Raw genomic sequence first — 25443 nt, forward strand, 5'->3', positions numbered from 1 at the left:
TCACACGATCAGGAAATCACACAAGGGCAACATCCCGATCGGGCTGTGCGGCGGCAGGGGCGGTTGCTGCTTCAGCCAAAAAATGACGAAGTGACTCGACAATCCTGACGATGTCGAACTCTGTCATCTGGACATAAAGCGGCAGGATCAGCGTCTGCTGCTGCGCCGCTACGCTTCGCTTCAGGCTCGTGGCAAGGCGATGGGAGCCTTGGCTCGAATAAGCCCGCTCCAGATGAATGTTCATCACGCCGCGTCGGGTGGAAATCCCTTGATCAAGCAGCGCCTGCATGACCGCCTGCTGGCCGACAGCGTCAGGCAATCGTACACAAAAGCTCTGCCAGTTGCTGCGAGCCCAATCAGGCTCGATCGGCAGTCCCAGTCCAGGGATGGTGGACAGGCGCTCAAGATAGTGAGCGGCAAGCCGCCTGCGCTGTGCAATCAGCTCCGGCAGCCGGCGCAATTGCTCACGTCCGACGGCGGCCTGAAGGTCGGTCATGCGGTAGTTGTAGCCCAGCTCATCATAATCCTCGAAAATCACCTGCTTCGAGCCGTGGCGGACGGCGTCGGTGACACTCATGCCATGCTGGCGCCAAAGCCGGAATTTCCGGTCATATTCGGGATTGGCTGTGGTCAACATGCCGCCATCGCCTGTGGTAACGACCTTCCTCGGATGGAAAGAGAAGCAGGCAATGTCACCATGCGGCTTGCCGATCTTTTCCCAGCGACCATCCCACCGGATTTCGCTTCCCGTCGCGCAGGCCGCATCTTCGATCACCGGGATCGAGTGACGCTTGCCGATCTCCACGATAGGTCGCAGATCACAAGGCATTCCCAGCTGATGCACGCACAGGATTGCCTTTGTGCGGGGCGTGATGGCCATTTCGATCAGGCTGGGATCGATGTTGTAACCATCAGCCTCGATGTCGACAAATACAGGCACCGCATTGCAATATCGAATAGCGTTCGCGGTTGCGATAAACGAATGGCTGACCGTAATGACCTCATCACCGGCGCCTATGCCGACCGCCATCAAGGCCAAATGCAGCGCCGTCGTGCAGTTGGAAACGGCACAGGCGTGTACCGCGCCGACAAAGGCCGCGAATTCACGCTCGAAGGCGGCAACTTCCGGCCCCTGCGTCACCCATCCTGACAGGATGACGCGGCGCACAGCCTCAGCCTCTTCTTCTCCGAGAACCGGCTTTGCGACCGGAATTACAGGTAGCGACGGGCTCATGCAGCTTGGCCTCCTGCTATAGCGGTATTCAGCCGCCACCATGTCACCAGGTCACGGAGCCCGTCCTCAATTGAAATATCGGCCTTGAAACCCAGGAGCCGTTCGGCCTTGCGTGTATCGGCCAGACGGCGGGTGACGCCGTTGACTGTCCGCGCCGGAAGATGCTGAGGCTCGAGCGACGACCCCATGATGCCACTCAAAGCCTGCGCGAGCTCCAGGAGGCTCGTCTCCTCGCCGCTGGCGACATTGAACACTTCGTCCGTGACGTCGCTCATAGCGGCCAGCACGTTTGCCCGGGCGATGTCCCGGACATGCACGAAGTCCATGGTCTGGCTGCCGTCTCCGTAGATAAGCGGCGGCATCCCAACCGCCAGACGTTCCATCCAGCGGATCAACACCTCGGTATAGGCGCCGTGAACGTCCATTCGCGGGCCGTAGACGTTGAAATATCGAAGTGCGACGTAACGCAGACCATACATTTCCGCAAAGCTGCGCAGCAGCCCCTCATTGAACGTCTTAGCCGCGCCGTAGATCGTGCGGTTGTTGTAGGGGTGATGCTCTTCGGTCGTCGGAAAACTCTCGGCCAGCCCCAGCACGGACGCGGAAGAGGCAGCGACCAGCTTCGACACACCCGCCTTGACGGCAGCTTCCAGAACGTTGAACGTGCCTTCCGCCAGCACATCGAAAGCCAGCCGTGGTTCTTCGGCGCATTGCGTAATGCGGATGGCCGCCTGATGGAAGACGATATCGACACCGTCGAAGGCTTTCGCCAGCAGCGCCCTGTCGCGGATATCTCCGTCGATGATGTTAAGGGGGGCGCTGCCGATTGCCGAGCTGAGATTGTCGCGGCGCCCGCGCACGAAATTGTCTAGGATGATGATCTCGCGAGGTTTTTCCAATGCGACAAGATCGGCAATATGCGAACCGATCAGACCGGCACCGCCGGTAATGAGTACCCGTTTGTTTCTCATGATCTTCCCTCACGCGATATGTTCGTCATCGGATCATTCTCCGAACGCCAACGTATGAATTTCGCAGGTACACCTGCGGCGACCGAAAAGGGCTCGACGTCGGAAACGACAACTGCCCCCGCTCCAACGATCGCCCCCTTCCCGATGGTCACGCCGGGAAGAATGGTCGCATTCGTTCCGATATCGGCCTCTGCACAGATGCGTACCGGTTTGATTTCAAGATCCGTGCGGATGATCGGCACATCCACCGGCAGTGCCGTGTGGGTCGAGCCGAGCACCCTGGCGCCAGGTCCCCACCCGACAGAATCCTCGATCACCAGATCGCGAGCGTCGAAATAGGCCATCGGCCCGATCCAGACGTTGTCGCCGATCGTGCATCGGCCGTCGAAGCGTCCCTGGATATAGGCCTGAGCCCCGATGAACACCCCGTTGCCGATGTCGAACGTCTCCGGGTGTTTGAAGCCGGCGCCGCCTGCGACCTGCAATCCCGTGCCGCAGCTCCGCGTGATCGCTTGCCAAATGGCCTTGCGCATCATGGTGTCGACGACACCATCCCCCGTCGCGAAGCGACCGTAGAGTTCGATCAGGCCGGCGCGCCCGTAGGATTGCCTGAGTTCTTCGGCGAGCCCCGCCTGGTAGGATGGATCTGCCAGCCTTTCATGACGGCCGTGGACCGCCTGCACGACCCTAGCCTCGCCCGCACGCTCAACTGACATAGGCGTATTCCAGTGCTGCGGCCACCTGATCGACATGCCATGCGGGCATCTCGGGATAGATCGGCAGCGAGAGCACCTCCCGTGCGGCCGCTTCCGAGATTGGGAAATCGCCGGCCTGATGACCAAGGTCGGCATGGGCCTTCTGCAGGTGAACCGGGATCGGATAGTGCAGCCCGGACTGAATGCCTTCCGCACTCAGCATGCGCTGTAGCTCGTCGCGATCGCGGCTTCTGATGGCATAGACATGGTAGACGTGGCGCCGGTCGGCCTTCTCGACAGGCGTGGTCAGATGCGCCGAACCGCCAAGCAGCAACGAGTAGCGGCGGCCATGAGCGCGACGCGCCTCGGTCCAGGCTTCGAGATGCCGGAGCTTGATGCGCAGGATCGCGCCTTGAATGGCATCCATGCGGTAATTGAAGCCTTTCAGCAGATGGTGATAACGCTGTTCCTGCCCCCAGTCGCGCAGCATGCGCATCGTCTTGGCCTGATCGTCGCTGTTGGTGACGACGATACCGCCCTCGCCGCAGGCGCCGAGGTTTTTGCCGGGATAGAAGCTGAAGCAGCCGGATGCGCCGATGCTGCCGGCGCGCGTGCCCTTATATTGCGCTCCGTGCGCCTGGCAGGCGTCCTCGATCACCGGAATCCGATAGTGGTCGGCAATCGCCTTGATCGCGTCCATATCGGCCATCTGACCGTAGAGATGGACGGGAACAATGGCCTTGGTTCGGGGTGTGATCTTTGCCTCGAGCTGAGCCGGATCCATCGTCAACGTCACAGGCTCGACATCGACGAATACCGGTCGTGCACCCGCGTAGCAGATCGCCGATACGGTGGCGACGAAGGTAAATGGCACGGTGATGACTTCATCGCCGGGGCCAACGCCTGCCGCGAGCAGCGACAGATGCAGGGCACTCGTCCCGGTGTTGACGGATATCGCATGTTTGACGTTGCAATAATCCGCGAATTCCTGCTCGAGGCGGGCGACCTCCTCGCCCAGTATGTATTGCCCGGAGGCGAGCACGCCGAGCACGGCGGCGTCGATTTCGCTCTTGATCGATTGATATTGCGCTTTGAGGTCCAGGAACGGGATCATGCGATGCGCCTCGCCTCTTCGAGCTCGATGATACGACCGCGCTGGGCAAGCGACCGGCTTGCGGCTTCCAGGATGCGAACGACACGCAAGCCGGCCTGGCCATCGGTAATGGGCCGCGAATTCTGCTCGATGCAATCGACGAACTGATCCAGTTCGCGTTTCAACGCCTCGGTCATATCGAGCTTGGGCGCCCACATGTCGCCGCTGCGGTAGCCGACCATCATCTGATGCACCTTCTCGCCATAGGCCTGAGAATTCGGGTTCAGCGTGATGCCCTTGTCGTAAACCTTGATCTTTTCGCTGGGCTCCAGATCGTCGTAGACGACCATCTTGTTGCTGCCGCCGATCAGCGTGCGGCGCACCTTGACCGGCGCCAGCCAGTTGACGTGGATGTGGGCGATAAGCTTGCTTTCGAAGAACAGCGTCAGATAGGCGATGTTCTCCGGCTCGCCGAGCACATGGCTCATGCCCGTCGCTGAGACGGCCACAGGTCTTTCCTGCACGACATGGTCCAGGATGGAGAGATCGTGCACCGCGAGGTCCCAGATGACGCTGACATCATGCTGGAAGAGCCCCAGATTGACCCGAACCGAGTCGTAGTAATACATGTCGCCCAGGCCGCTTTCGACCAGCTCGCGCATCTTGCGGACGGCGCCGGTGTGGACGAAGGTATGATCCACGGCCAGCACCAGGCGCCGGCGCGCGGCTTCCTCGACCATCCGCGCGGCTTCCTCCGTCGTCGATGCCATCGGCTTTTCGACGAAGACATGCTTTCCGGCCATCATCGCCTGCATCGCGAGCTTGAAGTGGGTCGAGACCGGCGTTGCGATAGCGATTGCATCCACTCTCGGATCGCGCAGAACTTCCTCGAAATTGTCGGTGATCGTTACTGCGGGATACCGGCTTTTAACAGCCGCCAACCGTTCGACATTCAGATCACAGACTGAAAGGAGCTGCGCGCCGGCCGCTTCCGAAATGTTACGAACCAGGTTCGGACCCCAATACCCATACCCAACGACAGCAATGCCGATCATCGCATTCCTCCCAACGCTTGCATGTCAACTGACCGGTCATGAACGCGACCGGTGATTCTCGCCGGAACGCCGGCAACAATGGCGCCGGCAGGCACATCCTTCGTTACGACGGCGCCGGCGCCGACCTGTGCGGCCTCTCCGATGGTCACGCCGGGCAGAATGGTGGCGTTGCTGCCGATCGACGCATGCCGCTTGACCAGAGTGGGGATGACGACCCAGTCGGCCTCCGTCTGCAGACTGCCGTCCGAATTGACGGCGCGCGGGTAGGTATCATTGGTGAACATGACCCCGTGGCCGATAAAGACGCCGTCTTCCAGCGTCACGCCTTCACAGAGGAAGGAATGGCTGGAGATCTTGCAGTCTTTTCCGACGAGGACGTTTTTCTGGATTTCAACGAAGGTGCCGATGCGCGTTCCCGCGCCGATCGTACAGCCGTAGAGATTCACAAGATCCCGATGGTGGATAACGCAGCCGTCACCCAGGTTGACGTTCGATGCAATCATCCCAACTCGCCCCCTACGCTTCAACAGGCCCTGATGTGGGTGAAACCGGCCATCGCAAGAATGCATCCAAGGTTTCGTTTTGTCAGAGCAAATATTTCTTCCCCTTCAAAAAGAATTGTTTTCTTCATCTTAGTAAAGAAACAAAACGTTGAAGCTCATTCACCTAAAGGCGTATCTGCTTACGAAAATTGGATGACGATCGCATGCGAACGTCTATGACCATTGACCATCGGCAGCGACAGGCCACTCGCCGAGCGATCCTGAGCCTCCACGCCGAAGAGGGGCATAGTTTACATGGGCTTAGCGAGTTAAACTGAATATATGTAGCAACCTGATGGATTGACATACAAATGAATTAGCCACAGATCGATCAGTTTCAACGATGTAACCATTTGTATCTGTCCGTGGAACTTATGTGTTGGGGTAACCACTATTAATTAGTTTAACATCCTTGGAACTGTGGTATTAAATTAGCACTTCTGGTAATTAAACTCCCATATTTACAGAGGAGTTTGATATTCGACTTTGAAGTACCGCGTAGAAAAAGGCTGGGAGGATGGGGCGTTGGATACAATAAATATAAGCCACAGGCAGGAAAACATATCTCTTCCGTTGGAGATAGACCATGGTTCGACAGCGTTTGCCGGACCGTCAAAGTCAAAGCACTCGCTTGTCATTCTTGACAAGAGGGAACTCGATCGGCACTGCCTTGCGCAATGCATGGCCGCCCACACGGCGGATTTCGTGATTCTCGCGTTCGGATCGATTGAAGAGTGGAAGCAAAAGCGCGAAGAATATCCTCCGCTTTCGGCAATCCTCTTGAACGTCGGCGGCAAGACGGTCGACGACCCTGTCGTTTCGGAGCAGATCAAGAGTCTTTCGTCGGAATTCGTGTCGACACCGGTCATCATATTGTCCGATAGTGACGACTTCGCCCAGATCGTGAGGGCGATCGATTACGGCGCCAAGGGCTACATACCTGCCACCGTCAGCATTAGCGTCTGCATGGAGCTGATTGCGCTATCGGTAGCAGGAGGACTTTTCGTGCCGGCAAGCGCCCTGTTCGCCATGCGTCACTTGCTGCAGTCGAACAACCCGACGGCGCACCCGCTGGCCGGAATCTTCACGGACCGCCAGGCCGAAGTCGTAGCGGCACTGCGGCGTGGAAAGGCTAATAAGATCATTGCCTATGAGCTCAACCTGCGAGAAAGCACCGTCAAGGTGCATGTCCGCAACATCATGAAAAAGGTCAAGGCAACAAACAGGACGGAAGTTGTGTTCAAGCTCAACGACTTGTTCCAAAGTGGCATTCCGGCATGAGCGCAAATAAGGCCTGGGGCTGATCTTTAGTTGGTAGGGCAAATATTCTTCACTTCACAAGAGCAGTTGCCTTAAGCTGTCCTTGGCGGCGCAAACGCAATTGGGCGCCCAACAGCGAACTACGGCACTCAGGCCTTTGTCCAACGCGCTATTGCCCACGCGGTACATGCGGCTGTCATAGAAATGGTCCGCGGTATCGGGCAGGGGCCGCGAGCGAAGCTCTGCTCGCCGATCACGACATCGAGTGCCGTTTGGGCCGGGCGATGGTCGACCATCGCCCGGCCAGTACCGCGGCCTCGCCTGCAACATCCCGTTTGTCTAGCGCCATCTTCCGAGCCTTGCCCCCGGTGCGGCTGAAAATATCTTAACTCGGCGCAAAACAAGTATCCTCATGGCGTACTCCGTGCCTTTTCCTCCTTGCCATGCCTTGCGCTTTCGCCGTTCGCTCACTCTTTTTGCGCGGCGTCGACTCGACGAAATAGCTCGCGTCGTTCGCGCCGCGCCTTCAGGAACCGGCGCGTGTCGGCTGCGAGGCTCCAAAATGGGGTCTTATAGATGGCGCGGCGCACCTGCCGGACCACGTTTCGCAGATAGTCGAGCTCTCCGGTTGACGGGATGTTCGGTCTCAAGGCAGTCAAGCCCGCCCGTGTCAGTGTGAACTCCGTCGCGTGGGCCAAGAGTTGTCTTACCGTCGCCACTGCGGCACGGCGCGATACCGCCGGTGCCCGTCCACTGCCCGCCGGAACGCTTCGGGAGGATCTCGGCTGGGAGAGCTCTGTCAGCAGGTCCGCCCATCCTCGTGCTTTCGTCACGACGAACCCATCGTGGATGCTCGGTCGCCTCGGCAGATCGTTCGCGGTTTTCGGCCCGGTGTGGGGCGGCGCAAAGAGGAAGCCACGAATGTAATCAAGCGCGGGATGGGACAGTCGCGGATACCAGTCCGCGAGGCGTCGGGCCTCGCCGTCCCGTCCGAGACGGGAAAGCGCAAAGAGATAAACGGCCCATTCGGCCGGGTCGGGATCCTGCGCGCCGTGGACGACGGTGATCGTTTCGATCAGGCGCCCAAGCCGGATGGCGGCCTCGGCCGGGTCGCCGCCCGCCAGATCGCAGAGCGCCAGGCCAAACAGGCCTTCCGGGAGATCGCCGACATAGGCGAGGCAGTCGGAAAACCCCTTACGCGCGGCTTCAAGCTCTCCGCGCAGGAGGCTGGCATATCCGTTCGCGAGCAGTGCGCGGTCGGCGCCGCGGCCGCTCCGCACCGGAAAGCGCGGCGCGGCCCGTTCGACCGCCACAACATTGCCGAACGGGCCCTCCTGCTCGATCCGGCGGCCTGGCGGCAAAGCCTTGTGCAGTTGAAACCACTGATGGATCTGCGGGCGATGTGCGATCGTGTGGCGGGAATGGACGAGATCGTGCCCGGCGGCGGTTATACGCCGGAGCCGGTCGCGATCCTGGATGAGGCTGTCGACAAGATCCAGCACGTCGCCACTGTCGGCGAAAATGCAATTCTCCATATGCACGAAGCCGGCCGCCTCGGCCATCGGTGTGCGTTCGGCGATCAGGCAGGATCCGGCGCCGGGGATCTCGAGATGCTTGCGCACGACCTCCCCTGCCATCGTCCCACACGAGGGAACGAAGAGGCTGGCGTTCAGCGTCCGAGCGTAGCGTTCGCCGGTGAGGGCCAGCGCGGCTCTGGCATCAGCGTAGGTGTGCGGCGGGCAGATGAGGCAGGGATAACTTTGTGAAAGCAGCGGGAAGACGCGCCGGCGCCAGGGATAGAGCGCGACCTGTGCGCCGGTCAGCATGATCGGGACGGACTTTTCCGCCCCATAATCGCGGAACACGACCGGGTCGATGAAGTTCGGCCATACGTAAAGCCCGTCCAGATTAGGTGGTAGGTAGTCGTGGACCGTCGTACAGATAGAGAAGCACACGCCGATCCCCCATCGATCCAGGTCCGACAGGATGCCCGCGCGCGTCCACGACCAAGAATCGGCGTTGAGGAGGCCGGCCTTCGGAACTTGCGGATGGGCCGATGCATTCCGAATGTCGATCCGATGCGAGACATTCAACTGGTAACCGAGCTCGAACAGCGTGAGGTCCGGCTCGTGACGGTCGCAGATCCGGCCATAGTCGCAATCCTCGTTGACGACTACGACCTCGAAATGCTGCTCTAGGCAGCGTACATGATCCAGCGTGTGCTGCATCATGTATTTTGCGTATCGAGAATACGGGCTGTGGTCCCACTGAAAGAAGACGAGCTTCGGCTTGCGATGATCGACGTTGCTGTTCATGTCTCTATCGTGTGGTTTCCTGAACAGGAAGGCTGACGGCCGGGGTAGGCAAATGCGTGTAAGCCGTCCGCCAGGACCGGGCGCCAGACGTGCTCTTGGCTCCGCCCGAAAGCTTCCACTCGAAATACGCGATGGTTTTCTCGAGCCCTTCTCGCAGATTCACCGTCGGCTGCCAGCCCAGGTCCTGCTGTGCGCGGCGGATGTCGGGCTTGCGCTGTGTCGGATCGTCAATCGGCAGAGGATTGTAAACGATGCTTGATTTCGATCCCGTCATCTCGATGACCATTTCGGCCAGTTCCCGAACCTGGAATTCTCCCGGGTTACCGAGATTGATCGGACCCGTAACGCCGGCCGGCGCCCCCATCAGGCGGATGAAGCCCTCGATCAGATCGTCGACATAGCAGAAGGAGCGCGTCTGCGTGCCGTTGCCGAAGATGGTGATCGGTTCGTTTTGAAGCGCCTGAACGATGAAGTTCGAGACGACGCGACCGTCATTGGTCTGCATGCGCGGCCCATAAGTATTGAAGATCCGCGCCACCCGGATTTCCACACCATATTGACGATGATAGTCGAAGAACAATGTTTCGGCACACCGCTTGCCTTCGTCATAACATGCCCGCGGGCCTATGGTATTGACGCTGCCTCGATACTCCTCGGGTTGAGGGTGGACTGCCGGATCACCATAAACTTCGCTGGTGGAGGCCTGGAAGATCTTCGCCTTGGTGCGCTTTGCCAAGCCGAGCATGTTGATGGCCCCGTGCACATTGGTCTTCACGGTCTGCACGGGGTCGTGCTGATAGTGAACCGGAGATGCCGGGCAGGCGAGGTTGTAGATCTCGTCGACCTCCACATAAAGCGGGAAGGTAATGTCGTGGCGAAGAATCTCAAAGCGCGGGTCATCGAGAAGGTGCAGCACATTGTCGCGCGAACCGGTGTAGTAATTGTCCACGCAAAGGACGTCGTTGCCCTCTCGCAAAAGCCTTTCGCACAGGAACGATCCCAGAAACCCGGTGCCGCCGGTAACCATAATTCGCTTGTGTCCGTGCATTGGTGTGCTCCGTTGTTGATGGTTGTCTCGTGGAAGCGAGGATGGTCAGCAGGCTCCCCTGCGCTTGAAGACCGCCGGGATCGTGCCGAGAAGAATTTGGCAGTCGAACCACAGGGACCGGTTGTCGATGTAGAACTCGTCGAGTTGCTGCTGCAGCTCGATATCCGCATCGCTTCGTTCGGATATCTGCCAAAGGCCCGTGAGCCCCGGCGTGACGGAACGGCGCTTGTTCCGAAATTCGCCGTCCATCGCCGAAAGGTGATATTCCGGGAACGGGCGTGGTCCCACAAAGGCCATCTCGCCCGCAATGATGTTCGCCAACTGCGGGAGCTCGTCGATGCTCGAAGAGCGCAGCATATGTCCTACAATCGGCAGGACCCGCGGATCGTCCTTGAGCTTGAAGTGGCTCAGCCACTCGGCGCGCATGGCAGGGTTGTCTCGGAATAGTGCTTCAAGGCGCTGTTCTGCATCCTGGTACATTGTCCTCAATTTCAGGACGTGCACCGGCTTGCCGGACCGCCCTTCCCTGGCATGCCGAAAGAAGACAGGACCTGGATCGATGGCATAGACTGCGGCCGCGGCAATCGCGATGAATGGCGCGACCACGATCGTTGCAGGGATGGCGATTGCGAGATCGAGGAACCGACGAACCGGATCCGAATTGAGCGAACGCCCCCCGGTGGTGAGGCGAATACCGATCTCTCCGCCGATATCCGCAGGTCGCAATCCGCTTACCTTGAGGCTCGGCGTGTCGGACAGCAATATGACTTCGGCGAACTTCCGACGTAGCGTCGCCAAGCCGGACACCAGCGAGTCCGTGTCGCCCGCAATCACGGCAATGCATGGCCCGCCACCCGGCAATGCCTCCGCAGTATCAGGGGAAAAGGGCTCCGGCCTGACGCCATACTGCCAGTGGTCGTTGAAATGTGCGACGAGCGCGGGAACAAGGTTGCATCCCCCGATGACAACCGCGCGCTCCCCCCAAATTCCAAGTCTCCAGCAAAGGCCCCGTGCAATCCAATGCACAAATGGCTGAACAATCAGCCCGAGACCGAGGAACACAACAATGGCAACCAGCAGTCGTGTCCCCTCCGGCAAGATAATTGCTCCGAATGCCGCCAGGACAGCCACTTTGACGGCAGCCATCGTGCGCCGCCGCAGATGTTCGTGGTCATGCAGCCGATATCCAGGATAGAGGCCGGCCGATGCGTAAAGAACAATCGCAGCCAGTGCGGCGACCGTGAACGCACGCTCCGCTATCGTACCCTCTGAACCACTGGGAAGAATGGACAGGAGAACGAAATAGACAATCAAATAGCTTGCAATGTCGCCGGCGACCAGGAAGGACGACGTTGCAAGCCGAGGAAGCCGGCGCTGCAGTGCGACGGGAATATTCAGCCCTGCCCGTACAAAGGCATCGGCGGTCTTGGCTGCGATGGGCGGCACGGACCCTGTCGGAATCGCCCGCGATGTCATGTCATTTGGTGTGGGTGCCTTCGATCGACCCGGTGTCGTCGCTGACGGCGCAAATGAGAACATGACGCTTTACCCCTCTACTGCATTTGTCCCGATGCACTCGATCCAGAAACGCCGTCTTCGATCGGAAACGTCCGAAGGCCCAGTCTCTGGAATGCTGTCAGTGAGATGAAGGTCGGCACGACGAGCGCATAGCGCCGCCACAGCCGTCGCGGCTCGCACAGCAGACGAAACACCCATTCGAAGCCGCTTCTTTGAATGAACCTTGGAGCCTGCCGCTTGAGGCCTGCGTGGAAATCGAACGCAGCTCCGACACCGATGAGCATCGATGCTTCCAGACGATCGCGCATGCGCGCCATCCAGAGTTCCTGCTTGGGACTGCTCAACCCGACCCAGATGATATCGGCGCCCGACCGATTGAGCCGGTCGGCAATATCCGCTTCCTCCTGCATCGACAGCTTGCGAAACGGCGGCGCATAGGAACCGACAATCCGCGCTTGCGGAAATTTTGCGAGAAGGCGCGCCTGCAGTTGTTCGAGCGTTTCAGCCGTTGCGCCATAAAGGAAGTGGCGCAAGCCCTTGGAACTGCCGGCGTCGAAAACGGATAACATCAGATCCGGTCCATAGACCCTGTCGCTCTCCGAATGACCGGCACGCCTCAATGCCCATACCAACGGCATTCCATCGGGGGTCACGAGGAACGCCCTGTTATGTATCGACCGCAGCTCGGGATCATCTTGACATCGGACGATGCCGTGTGCGTCGCGAACGCAGACATATTCCTTCCTGCCGTCTTCAATCGCTTCTTGAATATATCCAGTCGCGCTCTTGAGATTGACTGCCGAAACACGAACACCAAGGACATTCGTCCATCCTAAGGAGCCCTTGGGATGAAAGACCGAAGTTTGGCTGATGGCTGCTGGTTGCTTTCTCATGACCTGCTTTCGCGACCGAAACTGTCATCAGAATATCCCGGCAGACCGATTGTCTCCATACTTGCGGATCCAGCTATTGGACGTAGAAGAGCCTTCACATTTACGTCTTATGCCGCGATGACGTACAATATTCGAAGTAAGTCTACATACCCCCACGACTTGCAACGTTGCTCTTTTTGATGACCGTTGTCCCGAAATAGCGGTTTGACCCTCGCAGCGCCGGAGAGGATATTCGCTGTCGCGCAACCAAAGCTGGTAGTTTAACCGTGAATAAGCCGGGAGAGAGACTATCTCCAGGATCAGAATGAAGACGCGCCGGCGGCGTTGAAGGTGCTACCGAAATCTCATCTCAAAGGCCTGGTAAAGAGTATGCCGGAGAAGAACCTGGGAGTACGGGCGGGCGATGCCATCATCTTCGATGTGCGGATCGAACATGCCGGGCAGATGCCGACGTTGGTCGACAGGAGCCTGCCCAGGATCTTCGATCGGGTCTTGGCCGCGGCTTCACCTGGACGCTCAAAAGGCCTTCACTTTGACGCGATCGATCATCCGACGGACCAGCAGGGGGCCCGACCGCGTCGCGGTTTTCATGACCTTTGGTCCGTCTGAGCCGTGGACCCATTCCTATGCCGAGGAAGGCTGCAATCGCCATCCTGAAGTTCGGGGAACGCTCAGTGCAGAGGTGCTGAGACAGCTCGCGGCCAATAATCGCCCCGACCATTATCGGGGAGTCTGGCTCGCTCCACAAGATCTCCAGGATGACGCCGAAGACAAGATCGAGTTACTCGGGCGGCGCGACTACGCTTCCGGTGTCCGCCCCAGCCTTCTGAAGATCCCCCAGACTGCCAAATTCTCCCGAACCCATGATCTTCGGATGTATTCGGAAACTCTCTCCGTTCAAATTGCCGATGTAGCGATTACCGGCGAATTGCACGTATCCAGGCCCGTGGTCAGGAGCGTAGACGTAGGCTGCGAGCCCGTTGCTACTGTCGATCGACACGATATTGCTCTCGATACGATTGGGGCGTGCCCATGGCGGACGCCAACCTCTGCCGGTCGCGTCGTCAACGCGAAAAGCGGCGCCCGATCCGTGTGTGATGACGTTTCCCGTCACCAGGTTGCTCCAGCCACCGTTGATGCCGATCGCCGATACGTTGTCCGAGAGCGTATTTCCTTCGATGCGCACACCACTGGCCTTGCCATCGGTGTAGATCGCCCAACTGATGGGTGTTGGCCATTCATTGGTATTTTCATATCCGGAAGGCCAAAACGTCCCATCGACCCGGTTCATCAGTTGAACTGTCCCGGTGACCAGATTGTAGCGGATGCTGCTGTTCATCAGGTCCGCCTGCTCGCCCATCAGCTTGATGGCACCGCCATCTGCCGTCTGCTGATTGGCATTGCGGATCTCGTTATGTTCGATGACAGCGTCGTGGACTGCGTCTTGCGCGCCCCATAGCGAGCCGCCAGCGATACCGAACTGCGCAGTATTTTCGACCAGGTTATCGGCGATCCTGATACCGTCAGTCGCCTGGAACCATATTCCGGCGGTTTCAAAGTAGACCTTTCCGATGTCATGGATATGGTTCGACAGGATCCTGGCACCGTTGGATTTGCCGAAGGTGCCATAGGTTGTGCCGATGTAAATCCCGTTGCCAGCCACGTCTCCGATCACATTGCCGGCAATGACAACATCCTCGCTTTCACTCACGTGGATGCCGACACCGACATTTTCCACGACGTTGCCGAGCAGCCTGACGCGGTCCGCGTGCTCGAGCCGTATGGCGCCAAACCCTCTGGTGTCGTTATAAAACTTACTGCTCCCCAGCGGAGCTCCATCACGAAACTGGAGTCCCGACACAACCATGCCATCGGCCCCCTCCAGCTTGAAGAATGTCGGCAGGACGGCGGCGACAACCGCGGAATTCGGGGACAGTCGGTCGGCAGGAATGTAGACGAGTTGCCCCGCAACGGCGTCATACCACCATTCCCCAGGGGCATCGAGCAAGGCCGCTCCCCCGGTCAAGAAATAGCGGCTGCCTTCCGCGGTGAAAAAATAGCTGGTACCTTTGGTATGAACAGTCCGGGTCGCCGCATCGACCGAAACCACCGGGAGCGTGTCACTACCCCATTGGCTTCCCGGCTGGAAGCCGCCGACTATGTGGACGACAAGCCCCGTTGGATCTCCCAGCGTCGGAAGATCGCCAGCACGGAAGCAAAAACGTGTGTTGCCTTGCCAAACATCCTTGTCCTGCCCGCACTTGGCCGCGAACAACCATCCCTTACGCGGATCTCCGTCAAGGGGTGCGTTGGGAAAGCGGGCCCGAGGCTGGAGGATCCCATTGACGAAAAGATCGCCCACCGCCGCCTCGGGCAGCAACCTCAGCGGTGCCGTCCAGCGGCCGTCGGCCTGAGGCGCCCAGTTCCGCACAAGCGGGCCACCGTGCAAAACCGGCGTCTCGTTACACCGCGCTGTGATGATCAGGCCTGCATCGCGAGTATCGAAGACGATTGGGTGAGCGAGATAGTAGTCCCCATTGCCCATCGCAATTGTGCTTTGGCCACGCTTGGCGCGCGCAGCATCACGCGCCCTTTCGATGCTGGCAAAAGGACCGTCCGTGTGCCGGGGATTTGGGTTGGAGAGACGGCCGCTCCAGCTGTCTTTACCGTCAGGAGAAACGTAGAAGATTGCTCGAGACGAGGATGGGCTGGGCACCAGGTCGCTCAAGGAAGTCCCACTCAGCTTGGCGGGCAAGGTCGTCGCCCCCGAAGCTTCCACGCAAGTCGCTTCCCGGATCGTTCGATACATCAGGTCGGGCGCATCGGCGTCCAACCCCACGGATGCCGATGCGCCTGGCTGCGGAAAAAACACGGCAAGCAAAATGCTCGAGATCAGTGCGAAGCGCGGCTTCATCGTATCTGCAACTCCGCTGCTGTGCTGCATAAAGACCTCCGGGACGGAGGGCCGGGGCGGGTAGACACCACGGGCGCGTAAAGCGAGAACATGATGATGGCCGTGGTGAACAGGATGAAGATGGCATCGTTCTGGACGAAAAATATGCTTTCGGTCAGGTTCATCACCAAAATCATGATCGTGAAGACATTTAACCAGAGCCAGCCATATTGCGGATCACGGCATTGAAGAACCGCGCCTTGGCGCACTGCGCGGAGAAGTATCAGGACGAACAGGCTCATTCCAATTATTCCGAAGCTCAACATAGTGTCGCGAAATCCATTATGGGCGTGGGGGGCCATCCATTGGATTTTTGACCAGATAACCCACGCTTCGGGATTCGCTTCTGTCCAAAACGCCTGGTAGCCGAAGCCGAGCACCAGATGATCGGCTATCTGACGATCGACCAGCTCCCACAACGGCACTCGGCCCGTCAAAGTGGCATCCTTGCCAAGCGCCTCCAGAAAGGGCACCAGAAATTCGTGGAGCAAAATAAGCAGGCCGACCGACATTTGAACGAACAGCAGGACGATGACGATGCGGCTCATGCCGGGGGTTCTCTGCAAGATGGAATAGAACCCGATCAAGCAATATGCCGATATCGTCGCAATGATCGCGGTCATCGATCCGGAAGCGACAAGACAGACCACACCCGCTGACAGCAAAGCGAAAGCGGTTCGGCGTAGGCCTAAGGTGCTGTCAAACAGCACCGCAGTGGCCAGCAGTACCATCAGGCTGGCATACCAACCGAGACTGTTCTTATGGATGAAGATACCCCGCATTTGGTCATCCGAGGGCATGCGGGCGAGATGCGGTGATACCGCGAAAATGCCCAGGCTGAGGACGATGCATGTTCCAACGGTCGCAAATGCGAGCAGGAGCAGTTGTCTCGGCGTAAATCGTACCGCCAGCACATAGGCCAGCAGCACTGTAAACAGCAGACCGATGGCGCGCCGCAATGTCATCGATGGGCCTACCGACCACATGACGGACAAAAACGGCAGGGCAAGCATCAAGGGGACGAACAGATTCCGCTTGAGCGCTATGAGAAACTCTTGAAAGTTTCGTTTCAGCATCACCAGGGTAAATGCATATACCGGTAGGCAGAGAAGGCGCAGCATGGACTTGGCCGAGTCGCTCAGTGCCCCATCGGGATCTGCCAACAGGAGCGGAAAGAGGGCACCCGTCTGCAGGAACAGGCACACGCCGGCGCCCCAGCATTCTATGACTCGCCAACTTATGGCCGGCCCGCTCGTGATCCTGAGCTCATATGCTCTCATTGTCGGCGCCGACTGGTTTGAAATGAGAGACCGGTGATCGCGGCAATTCGGAGAGACATGGGTCTGCTTTCATGGCTGCGCTGTTCTATCAAGGAACAATCATGCAGCCGCGTTCCCAATCAACTTGCACAAATGAAGGCGGGGCTACTTCCAATGCGCTGCCCACCATCCAAGGACGTTGCTGCGTCTAAGCCTTTGGGAGGAACTTCCCCCAAAGGTTGGTGCCGGGGTCTAGGGGATTGCCCATAAGAGCAGATGTTGCGCGTGCCCGTTCACCGGTAGCGTGGCAATGAATGCATGCACGTCGACTGTCTGCAGTCGGCGATTGGAAGGGTTGGGATTTCTATGGTTCTGCGTCATGATCCTGGTTCCGCGCGCTATCCGACGGGAGCGCCACTCGTCGCCGGATCGATGGCAGTGACCTTACCAGCTCCATGCGCAATCCCGTTCGAGCTGGGGGATACTTTGGGGATCGCCATCACGGAGGCTTCAAGCCTCGGTGGCGACAGCAAGGCCGACATCGCGGACAATATCGTGCTGCCGCACCGCGGTGTAGCGCTGCAAACCGCTTGAGAGGGTGTCATGGAGCGGCCAGCTATCAGCGTCCTCATCAACAATTACAATTACGGTCGCTTCGTTGGCCATGCAATTGACAGCGCCTTGGGTCAACAAACACCCGGCGTCGAGATAATCGTCGTCGACGACGGGTCCAGCGACCAGTCGCGCTCTGTTCTGGAAGCCTACAACGGCCGGGTAAAGCTGCTCTTCCAGGAGAATCAGGGGCAGGCCGCCGCAATGAATGCTGCTGTGAAGTTAAGCGGTGGCGACATCCTCTGTTTTCTGGATGCCGATGACTGGTGGGCGCCGGGCAAACTGTCGGCCACGGCAGCGGCGTTCCACTCGGATCCTCGGCTATCCCTCGTCTATCACCGGCTTCAGCCGATGCTGACCGAAGGCTCGCCGACCCTCAAGCCAATCCCTCGAAGCTTATGTTCGGGAGATTTGTCGCTGCGGCTGAGCAAGTCGGCTGGCTGGTGGCCCTTCCCGCTGACCTCTGCCATCGCTGTACGGCGTAGCGCATGGGATGCTGCGGGGCCTATTCCCGAACAGTTTCGCATATCCGGCGACGCCTGGCTCACAGGGATATATCCGTTCCTGGGCGGCGTTGCTGCTTTGCCGGATTCCCTTGGGTTCTACCGTATCCACAACAACAACTGGTATCGGCCCATCGATGATGCCGCAATGCTGCGAAAGCGAATGGCTCATTGGCAGGATACCGTTGAAGCGACGAACCGGTTTCTCTCAGCCCGCAACTTACCCGCAAGACTGCGTCTGACGGATCACCATCCCTACCGGGCAGCGTCAGCAAGGTTGGACGGAGTGACTATGCGCGCCAGGCTCAGACTTGCTGTCGAAGGGTTCTTTTTTGCCGGAGAACCAAACCTGCCGAGGCGGGTGCGCGATGCGTTGCGCACAGCCCGCGACCTTCCGCGGCGCGGTCTGGACATCGGTTTGACGGAGCCCGCGAAATGAAGGCGCTGCTGCTGGTTTCCGAACTCGAAGACTACACCATCTCCTTCGCCAACGGCGTCGCGCAACACCTGCAGGTCGTACTAGGCGTTCCGCGCCGGCGCTACGCACACCTTGCTTCCTGTTTCGATCCGGCTGTCGATCTGCACCTTCTGGACTGGCCACGGCATCGCTCACTCTCCAATCCCTGGTTCCTGCATCAGCTCACACGTCTCATCCGGCACGAGCAGCCGAACCTCATTCACCTTCTGAGCAATTCTACGCTGTGGTTGAACTTTGCGGCGCCGTTCTGGCGTCCGATTCCGCTTGTGACGACCGTTCATGATGTGGAGGTGCATCCTGGCGATTCCGACACCCGCACGCTGCCCGGCTGGGCCCCGCAATTGATGGTGAGGCAATCAGGACATGTCGTCGTGCATGGCGAGGGGCTGAAGCAGATGGTCCTCGACCGGTACTCAAAATCCGCCGATCACGTCCATGTCCTGTCGCATCCCGCCATTCATCGCTACGCGGAACTCGCCCGGCAGCAGAAGATGGCGCGGCGCGAGGCAGATGGCACTTTCCGCGTCCTGCTCTTCGGGCGGATTTTTGCTTACAAAGGCTTGGAGCATCTGGTCCGTGCCGAGGCGATGCTCAAGGACCTGCTTCCCAATCTGCGTATCACAGTCGCAGGCCGCGGCGACAATCCGTGGATCTTCCGGCCACTGATGGGGGAAGCCGGCCGCTATGATATCCGCAACCGCTTTATCGAGGATGCGGAGGTCGCCCAGCTCTTTCTGGATGCCGATATCATTGTCCTTCCCTATACGGAAGCCTCTCAAAGCGGTGTGCTCAACCTTGCCGCAGCATTCGGCAAACCGGTTATCGTCACTGATGTCGGCGAATTGCGGGCCACTGTTCTGCCCAACGGATTGGGAATGGTGGTTCCGCCCGGGGATGTGGAAGAGCTTGCAAGAGCCATCCGGATTTTGGCTGATAACAGCGAGCTCAGAAGCAAATTGGGAAGCGGCGCGCTCGCATGGGCCACAGGTCCGAATTCGCCTGAACAGGTCGGAGCAAAGGCTGCGGCCGTTTATCGTGAGGTGGTCGGAACATGCTGATGAAGGCGATCACCGATGGAAATCGGATAGCTGCGCAGAACGCAGCCACCGTGCGCCACTATGTCCCGGGCGGTTGCGAAAACGGTGGCGGAATTGGCAGGCTGGTCGGATATATATCGAACACAGCGAAAGAGGCCGGCGCAACACACCTCGTCACCGACACCAGAGGGCCTCGATGGTCCGTGGCGACGTCGCCTGCGCGCCTGCTCGGCGCCATTTTGGTGATGGCGAAGGATCGGATCGTCGCTCCGGCACGCATTCACCATATTCATATCGCAGGTCGCGGCAGCACCTCACGAAAACTGCTCTTGACGGAGGCTGCCCGTCTCCTCGGCTGTGCCCACATATTGCACCTGCACGACTACGACTACGCGAGCGACTTTGCTACACGCTCGCCACGTCAACAAATGCTCATACGCCGGATGTTTCAACATGCTGACCAGGTCGTGGCGCTGGGTCAGCGCGACCGCATGACGCTAACGACGCTTTTGGGTGTGGACGAGCGCCGCACAGCCGTCATCCGCAATTGTGTTCCCGACCCCGGAACGCACAATGTTCAAGCCGGCGAGAGGCCGTTGATCGTATTCCTCGGTCGGCTGAGTGAACGCAAGGGGGTTCACGAGCTTCTGCTTGCCTTAAGTCATCCGATCATGAAAGAGCTCCAATGGCGAGCCGTGCTCGCAGGCGACGGACCTGTAGAAGACTACCGACGCCAGGCTGCCGCCCTGAGACTTTCGGATCTGGTGGACATGCCAGGCTGGCTTGACGCCGCTGCGGCGCAAGCCTTGTGCGCACGCGCAGATATCCTGGTCCTGCCCTCGCACGCTGAAGGCATGGCAATGGCGGTTATCGAAGGGCTTGCTCATGGGCTCGCGGTCGTCACCACACGTGTTGGAGCGCATGACGAAGTCATCTCCGACGGGGAAACCGGTGTCTTCGTACCAGTCGGAGACAAGGATGCCCTGGCTGCAGCGCTGGCGAAATTGGTCACCGATCCAGAAATCCGCAGTTATCTCTCGGCCCAAGGCCGCGCCCACTATCTCAATCATTTCAGTATGAAGGCTTACATGCGATCGCTGGACAAACTCTACGAAGCCGTCTCCGGGCAACCTCAAACAATGGTTGGCGCACGATGACAATTTCAACTGTTCCACCGGACCGCAACACCTCGCTCTCGTCGATGCGCTACGATCCCCGGTTTCAGGTCGAGACCAGATCGGACGACTTTGATCTGACAGCAGGCTTGCGCCTTATCCGGCGAAGGATCGTCATGATCGTGGCGATAGTCTTACTCCTTATGGCGGCGGCCGCGACCGTGATTGCGGGGTTGAAACCGACCTTTCATGCCGAGTCCCGGCTGATTATCCACAGGCCTCTGGCGACAACGCTCGGCGTGGACGATTCCGGTCGCAACAATCCGCTTGATGTCACCTCGGAAACCGAGCGCCTTCTTTCCAGAACAATCGCAGAGCGGGTCATCCGTGACCTGCGGCTCGATGAGCGGCCGGAATTCAATCCGGCACTGCGCGAAATCTCCCCTGTCGACAAGGTCCGGTCCATGCTGCGCGGCCTGGTCACCGGAGAAAAGCCCTCCTCCCCGATGCGAAACAGCATCGAGCCCATCATTCCATTGTACTACAAGGCGCTCCGCGTGTGGCGCGATGGCCTGGGTGACGTTATCAAGATCGGCTTCGATGCGAGTGATCCCGAATTGGCGGCCTCGGTCCCGAACCGGCTCATCAGTATATACCTCGACGAACGCAAGGACAGTATCAGCGGCCGCCTGGATGCAGCGGAAGAATGGCTTCTGCAGCGCATCGCCGAACAGCGGGATCGCGCCAAGGCAACGCGCGATGCTGCCGACAAATACCAGGAAACTATGGACGTGGTCTCAAATGACGACGCTAAGGTTGAACAAATTAAGTCGATAATGGAGCTGGGCGACCGGCAAGCAAAAATCGAACAAAACCGTACAGATGTAAGAGCAACGATATCCACACTGGAATCGGCTGACGACAGTTCGCTTGCCCTGCAGACTATCGTCATACCCGACAGCATTGCCGCGATGCAACGCGAGCTTCGTGCCCAGGAGCAAGATCTCGACCGTCTGCTTGAGACGTTTGACAACAAGGCCGAAGCAGTGGTCGATCTGCGCGCGCGGATTCTCAAATATCACACCGATCTCGACCTGGCGGTCGATCGATATCTCCAATCCTTGCGCGCCAAGCTTGCAGCACTTGATCATGAGGACGACACGGTCCGATCGGCATTGGCGGCTGCCCATGAGAACCGTTCCCGCTCTGCACTTGCGCAAGCCGAGTTGGTGCGACTCCAGCACATGGCTGACAAGGAGCAAACCGCGCTGGACAAATTCGAGGAGCAGCGGCGAGGCCTGGCTGGACAAGCCATGCTGCCGGGAGCGGAGCTGGAGGTTCTGTCACCGGCTGCAGTGCCGCTCGCACCGCAGGGGCGCGGACGGCTTTTCTATCTGGTCGGCGCCCTCTTGGCTTCGATTTCGATCGCGGTGACGGTCGCTTTCGTGGTCGAGATGTTCGACAAGACGGTCCGCAGCTTCGACCAGATGGCCGGAATATCGCACATAATACCCGCCGGTTTCATTCCGCGTCTGAAAATGAAAGACAGGGGAAATCCGTCGGCACTCTTCGGGGGCATGCAAGACGGGATGTTTGACGAAGCAATTCGCGCAGTCGTGATTTCGCTCAAACAATCCAATGGCGGAAAGTTGCCCAGGAGTATCGTTGTGACTTCGGCTCATAGCGGAGAGGGTAAGTCGCTTGTCGCCAGATCGTTGGCAATCGAACTCGCCGCAAACGGAATTCCGGTGCTGCTTGTCGATGCCGATCTTCGACATGGAAATCTGGACTCGCTTTTCAACTCAGGCCTTAAGCTGGGGTTGAATGAATTCCTGAGTGGGCAGGCCGTAATACAGGACATCATCCATCATCATCCAAGCGGTATCGACTTCATTCCAGCCGGCAATCCCAGTCTCCACCGGCACGCTCATCCGAGCGATGCGGCTGACATCATCGAGATGGCCCGCGCTCGAGGCGAAATCGTTGTCTTCGACAGCGCGCCTGTGCTCGCTTCAACCGAGACAATGCATCTGACAGCCTTGGCAGAACGAACGCTGGTGGTTGTAAAATGGGGAAAGACGAGCCGTCGCGCTATCGCATTCTGTCTGCAGCAGCTGAAAAGCGCGCGCAATGCTGAACTTTTCGTGGCTATAAATAATGTTAAACCGAAAATTCACGCCAAATACAACTTCAGCGACTCAGAATTATTCGCAAATTCCCTGATGAAATACCACGAATTCAATCCATGAATTCCGACAACACAAGTATTACTGATATCCGCCGAGAGAAAGCACGGAGACCGCAGTGAAAAATGCCAATAAAGTTGCGCTGATTACCGGCATAACAGGTCAGGACGGTGCGTATCTGGCTGAAATGCTCTTGGAGAAGGGCTATGTCGTTCACGGTCTCAAGCGCCGCTCATCGTCCTTCAACACCAGCCGCATCGAGCATCTCTATGAGGATCCCCATGTCGAAAATCCGCGCTTTATCCTGCATTTCGGGGACATAACCGATTCGACGAATCTCATCCGTGTCGTTCAGGAAACGCAACCGGACGAGATCTACAATCTCGCCGCACAGAGCCACGTTCAAGTCTCTTTCGAGACACCGGAATACACAGCCAACGCGGATGGGACCGGCACCCTTCGGCTGCTCGAAGCAATTCGCCTCCTCGGGCTGACCAGGAAGACCCGCTTCTATCAAGCCTCCACCTCGGAGCTCTATGGCAAAGTCCAGGAAGTCCCGCAGAGCGAAACGACGCCTTTTTACCCTCGATCACCCTACGCGGCAGCCAAGCTCTACGCCTACTGGATTGTGGTCAATTATCGCGAGGCATATGGCATGCACGCCTCGAACGGCATTTTGTTCAATCATGAAAGCCCGATCCGCGGCGAAACATTCGTGACCCGCAAGATCACCCGGGCGGCGGCTGCGATCCATCTCGGGCTGCAGGAAAGGCTCTATCTCGGCAATCTGGATGCCAAGCGCGACTGGGGACATGCACGAGAATATGTCCGTGGCATGTGGCTGATGCTGCAACAGGAACAACCGGAGGACTATGTCCTTGCGACCGGCGAAACGCACTCGGTTCGCTCCTTTGTCGACAAGGCCTTTGCCAAGGTGGGCATGGCAATCGATTGGCGTGGGAACGGAGTTGATGAAAAGGGATACGACAAAACATCCGGCCAATGTGTGGTGGAGATCGATCCGGCTTACTTCCGTCCGACTGAAGTCGATCTTCTGATCGGCGATCCGACGAAGGCGCACACCAAGCTCGGCTGGAAACACGAGACCAGTCTTGACCAACTGGTTGCGGAGATGGTTCGCGAGGACCTGAAAGTCATGGCGCGAAACGTTCCGTCGGTCGGCGTAACCAAAGGGTTTGCTTATGCCTGAGGTGATCTACAGCCTTGCCGGAAAAAAAGTCTATGTCGCGGGCCACCGCGGCATGGTGGGCTCTGCAATCGTGCGGCGCCTCGCATCCGAGGGCTGCGAGATTTTGACGGCCACCCGCGCCGAGCTCGACCTCAGACGGCAGGAACAGGTGGAAGTCTGGATGAGCAAGAATCGTCCCGACGCAGTCTTCCTGGCGGCGGCGAGAGTCGGCGGCATTCTCGCGAACGCTACCTATCCGGCCGACTTTCTTTACGACAACCTGATTCTCCAAGCTAACGTCATCCAAGCAGCCCATAGGGCTGACGTCGAAAAACTGATGTTTCTGGGCTCGTCCTGCATCTATCCGAAATTCGCCGAACAGCCGATCGTGGAGGGTTCGCTTCTGACGGGATCGCTTGAGCCCACGAACGAATGGTATGCGATCGCCAAAATTGCCGGATTGAAGCTCTGCCATGCCTATCGCAAACAGCACGGTCGCGATTTCATCTCGGCCATGCCGACCAATCTTTACGGTCCGGACGACAATTTTGACCTCGGGTCAAGCCATGTCATGCCGGCGCTCATACGCAAGGCGCATGAAGCCAAGATCAACGGGGAGCAGGAGATATGCATCTGGGGTACCGGCACGCCGCGGCGCGAATTCCTGCATGTTGACGATTGTGCCGACGCCTGCCTGCATCTGATGAAGACCTATTCTGCCGACAGTCATGTGAACGTCGGTTCTGGCGAAGACATTACCATCCTCGACTTGGCATATCTCGTCTCCGAGGTCGTCGGCTTCGAAGGCAAGATCAAGTGCGACCTTACTAAGCCGGATGGCACGCCACGTAAACTCTTGAACGTCGGCAAGCTTTGCGCTCTCGACTGGTCCCCCAAGATCGGCCTGAAGAAGGGCATCGCAGACGCCTATCGCTCCTTCCTTGACGGTCGTTATCTCGAACGCAGCAACAAGGTGATGGCTGGCGACTTGACCGGTCAAAGCGACATCAGTTTTGAGAGAGCCGAGACTTCCGCGCTGCATGCGACGCCGCTCTCTACGGTCGCACATCATCCTCGCGCATAGCGAATTTGCCCGAGGGATAAAAACCTTTGTCCGGGGGGACGCATATGCTGGGATGGGGCAGATAATGCAACCAGTAGAAATCAGGATTGCAGCGCTCATTTTCCTGATCGTCGTGTGGGCGGTGATTATCGGTGCGGCGATGGATTTTTTCGCGGTCGAGATACCGATATCGCTTGTCGCTCTCTTGCACGGATGATCTGCGTCAGATGGCTCGGCGAGATTGCCGTCATCGGAACTGTCGGACGACCATCGCTGCGGCAAAGTTGGCAGGTGCGGCCGTACCCACATGCGAACTGCTGGCCACCTTTCCCTGAAGCAGCCAAAGGCAGTCGCTCGATCACCGCTATCCCCGGGGGTGAATTGAACAAAACTCGTGTCGACGCCTTATCTGCCTTGAAGCTCC

Annotated in this window: 20 protein-coding genes; 8 read left to right on the plus strand and 12 right to left on the minus strand. The window is 58.6% G+C overall.

What is annotated here, in order from left to right:
• Positions 1-16: 16 nt before the first annotated feature.
• The 6 genes from BBJ66_RS05360 to BBJ66_RS05385 are packed head-to-tail and all read right to left on the minus strand — an operon-like array spanning position 17 to position 5551.
• Complete coding sequence (locus BBJ66_RS05360; protein ID WP_071085457.1) at positions 17-1234, minus strand: DegT/DnrJ/EryC1/StrS family aminotransferase; 1218 nt, start codon at positions 1232-1234, stop codon at positions 17-19.
• Positions 1231-2205: an NAD-dependent epimerase/dehydratase family protein gene (locus tag BBJ66_RS05365; RefSeq protein ID WP_049732745.1), complete on the minus strand. Its 975-nt coding sequence runs from the start codon at positions 2203-2205 to the stop codon at positions 1231-1233. Before BBJ66_RS05365 ends, BBJ66_RS05360 begins: the two co-directional genes overlap by 4 nt.
• Positions 2202-2921 (minus strand): acyltransferase, encoded by a 720-nt coding sequence (locus tag BBJ66_RS05370; protein WP_071085459.1) that lies wholly within the window; start codon positions 2919-2921, stop codon positions 2202-2204. Before BBJ66_RS05370 ends, BBJ66_RS05365 begins: the two co-directional genes overlap by 4 nt.
• The gene (locus tag BBJ66_RS05375; RefSeq protein ID WP_071085461.1) at positions 2911-4014 is read right to left on the minus strand and encodes a DegT/DnrJ/EryC1/StrS family aminotransferase; all 1104 of its coding nucleotides are present in this window, start codon (positions 4012-4014) and stop codon (positions 2911-2913) included. Before BBJ66_RS05375 ends, BBJ66_RS05370 begins: the two co-directional genes overlap by 11 nt.
• Positions 4011-5048: a Gfo/Idh/MocA family protein gene (locus BBJ66_RS05380; protein WP_071085463.1), complete on the minus strand. Its 1038-nt coding sequence runs from the start codon at positions 5046-5048 to the stop codon at positions 4011-4013. Before BBJ66_RS05380 ends, BBJ66_RS05375 begins: the two co-directional genes overlap by 4 nt.
• Positions 5045-5551 (minus strand): acyltransferase, encoded by a 507-nt coding sequence (locus tag BBJ66_RS05385; protein WP_071085465.1) that lies wholly within the window; start codon positions 5549-5551, stop codon positions 5045-5047. The genes BBJ66_RS05380 and BBJ66_RS05385 overlap by 4 nt, the downstream gene beginning before the upstream one ends.
• Before the next feature lie 564 nt (positions 5552-6115).
• Between BBJ66_RS05385 and BBJ66_RS05390 the strand changes: the two genes are divergently transcribed.
• Positions 6116-6871: a response regulator transcription factor gene (locus BBJ66_RS05390; protein ID WP_049732757.1), complete on the plus strand. Its 756-nt coding sequence runs from the start codon at positions 6116-6118 to the stop codon at positions 6869-6871.
• Between the two features lie 446 nt (positions 6872-7317).
• On the opposite strand, the gene BBJ66_RS05395 is transcribed toward BBJ66_RS05390, so the two are convergent.
• Genes BBJ66_RS05395 through BBJ66_RS05410 form a run of 4 tightly spaced genes read right to left on the minus strand, consistent with a single transcriptional unit; the run spans position 7318 to position 12624 of the window.
• Positions 7318-9165, minus strand: a complete 1848-nt coding sequence (locus BBJ66_RS05395; protein ID WP_071085467.1) for a glycosyltransferase — start codon at positions 9163-9165, stop codon at positions 7318-7320.
• A 4-nt stretch (positions 9166-9169) separates the two neighbouring features.
• The gene (locus BBJ66_RS05400) at positions 9170-10213 is read right to left on the minus strand and encodes a UDP-glucuronic acid decarboxylase family protein (RefSeq protein WP_049732751.1); all 1044 of its coding nucleotides are present in this window, start codon (positions 10211-10213) and stop codon (positions 9170-9172) included.
• Between the two features lie 45 nt (positions 10214-10258).
• Positions 10259-11752, minus strand: a complete 1494-nt coding sequence (locus tag BBJ66_RS05405; RefSeq protein ID WP_049732752.1) for a sugar transferase — start codon at positions 11750-11752, stop codon at positions 10259-10261.
• A gap of 14 nt (positions 11753-11766) precedes the next feature.
• Positions 11767-12624 (minus strand): WecB/TagA/CpsF family glycosyltransferase, encoded by an 858-nt coding sequence (locus BBJ66_RS05410; protein WP_071085469.1) that lies wholly within the window; start codon positions 12622-12624, stop codon positions 11767-11769.
• 369 nt (positions 12625-12993) lie between these two features.
• Between BBJ66_RS05410 and BBJ66_RS34865 the strand changes: the two genes are divergently transcribed.
• Entirely contained in the window at positions 12994-13233 is a 240-nt protein-coding gene (locus BBJ66_RS34865) for a hypothetical protein (protein ID WP_190238030.1), read from the plus strand.
• Between the two features lie 172 nt (positions 13234-13405).
• Here the strand turns inward: BBJ66_RS34865 and BBJ66_RS05420 are convergent, their stop codons facing one another.
• A complete protein-coding gene (locus BBJ66_RS05420; RefSeq protein ID WP_071085748.1) occupies positions 13406-15538 on the minus strand; it encodes a right-handed parallel beta-helix repeat-containing protein in 2133 nt (710 codons plus the stop codon).
• Positions 15535-16857 (minus strand): O-antigen ligase family protein, encoded by a 1323-nt coding sequence (locus BBJ66_RS05425; protein WP_071085473.1) that lies wholly within the window; start codon positions 16855-16857, stop codon positions 15535-15537. Before BBJ66_RS05425 ends, BBJ66_RS05420 begins: the two co-directional genes overlap by 4 nt.
• Before the next feature lie 582 nt (positions 16858-17439).
• On the opposite strand from BBJ66_RS05425, the gene BBJ66_RS05430 reads away from it, so the two are divergent.
• Genes BBJ66_RS05430 through fcl form a run of 6 tightly spaced genes read left to right on the plus strand, consistent with a single transcriptional unit; the run spans position 17440 to position 25040 of the window.
• Positions 17440-18390, plus strand: coding sequence for a glycosyltransferase family 2 protein (locus BBJ66_RS05430; protein ID WP_071085475.1), 951 nt, complete (start codon positions 17440-17442; stop codon positions 18388-18390).
• Positions 18387-19487, plus strand: coding sequence for a glycosyltransferase family 4 protein (locus tag BBJ66_RS05435; RefSeq protein ID WP_071085478.1), 1101 nt, complete (start codon positions 18387-18389; stop codon positions 19485-19487). The genes BBJ66_RS05430 and BBJ66_RS05435 overlap by 4 nt, the downstream gene beginning before the upstream one ends.
• A complete protein-coding gene (locus BBJ66_RS05440) occupies positions 19481-20623 on the plus strand; it encodes a glycosyltransferase family 4 protein (protein ID WP_049732626.1) in 1143 nt (380 codons plus the stop codon). The genes BBJ66_RS05435 and BBJ66_RS05440 overlap by 7 nt, the downstream gene beginning before the upstream one ends.
• Positions 20620-22830 carry a GumC family protein gene (locus BBJ66_RS05445; protein WP_071085480.1) on the plus strand — a complete coding sequence of 737 codons (2211 nt, stop codon included), beginning with the start codon at positions 20620-20622 and terminating at the stop codon, positions 22828-22830. The genes BBJ66_RS05440 and BBJ66_RS05445 overlap by 4 nt, the downstream gene beginning before the upstream one ends.
• A 55-nt stretch (positions 22831-22885) precedes the next feature.
• Positions 22886-23977: a GDP-mannose 4,6-dehydratase gene (gene gmd, locus BBJ66_RS05450; protein ID WP_071085482.1), complete on the plus strand. Its 1092-nt coding sequence runs from the start codon at positions 22886-22888 to the stop codon at positions 23975-23977.
• Positions 23970-25040, plus strand: coding sequence for a GDP-L-fucose synthase (gene fcl / locus BBJ66_RS05455; RefSeq protein ID WP_071085485.1), 1071 nt, complete (start codon positions 23970-23972; stop codon positions 25038-25040). The genes gmd and fcl overlap by 8 nt, the downstream gene beginning before the upstream one ends.
• The last annotated feature ends 403 nt before the right edge of the window (positions 25041-25443 follow it).

The organism is Rhizobium sp. RSm-3, assembly GCF_001854685.1.
Taxonomy (GTDB): domain Bacteria; phylum Pseudomonadota; class Alphaproteobacteria; order Rhizobiales; family Rhizobiaceae; genus Rhizobium; species Rhizobium ecuadorense.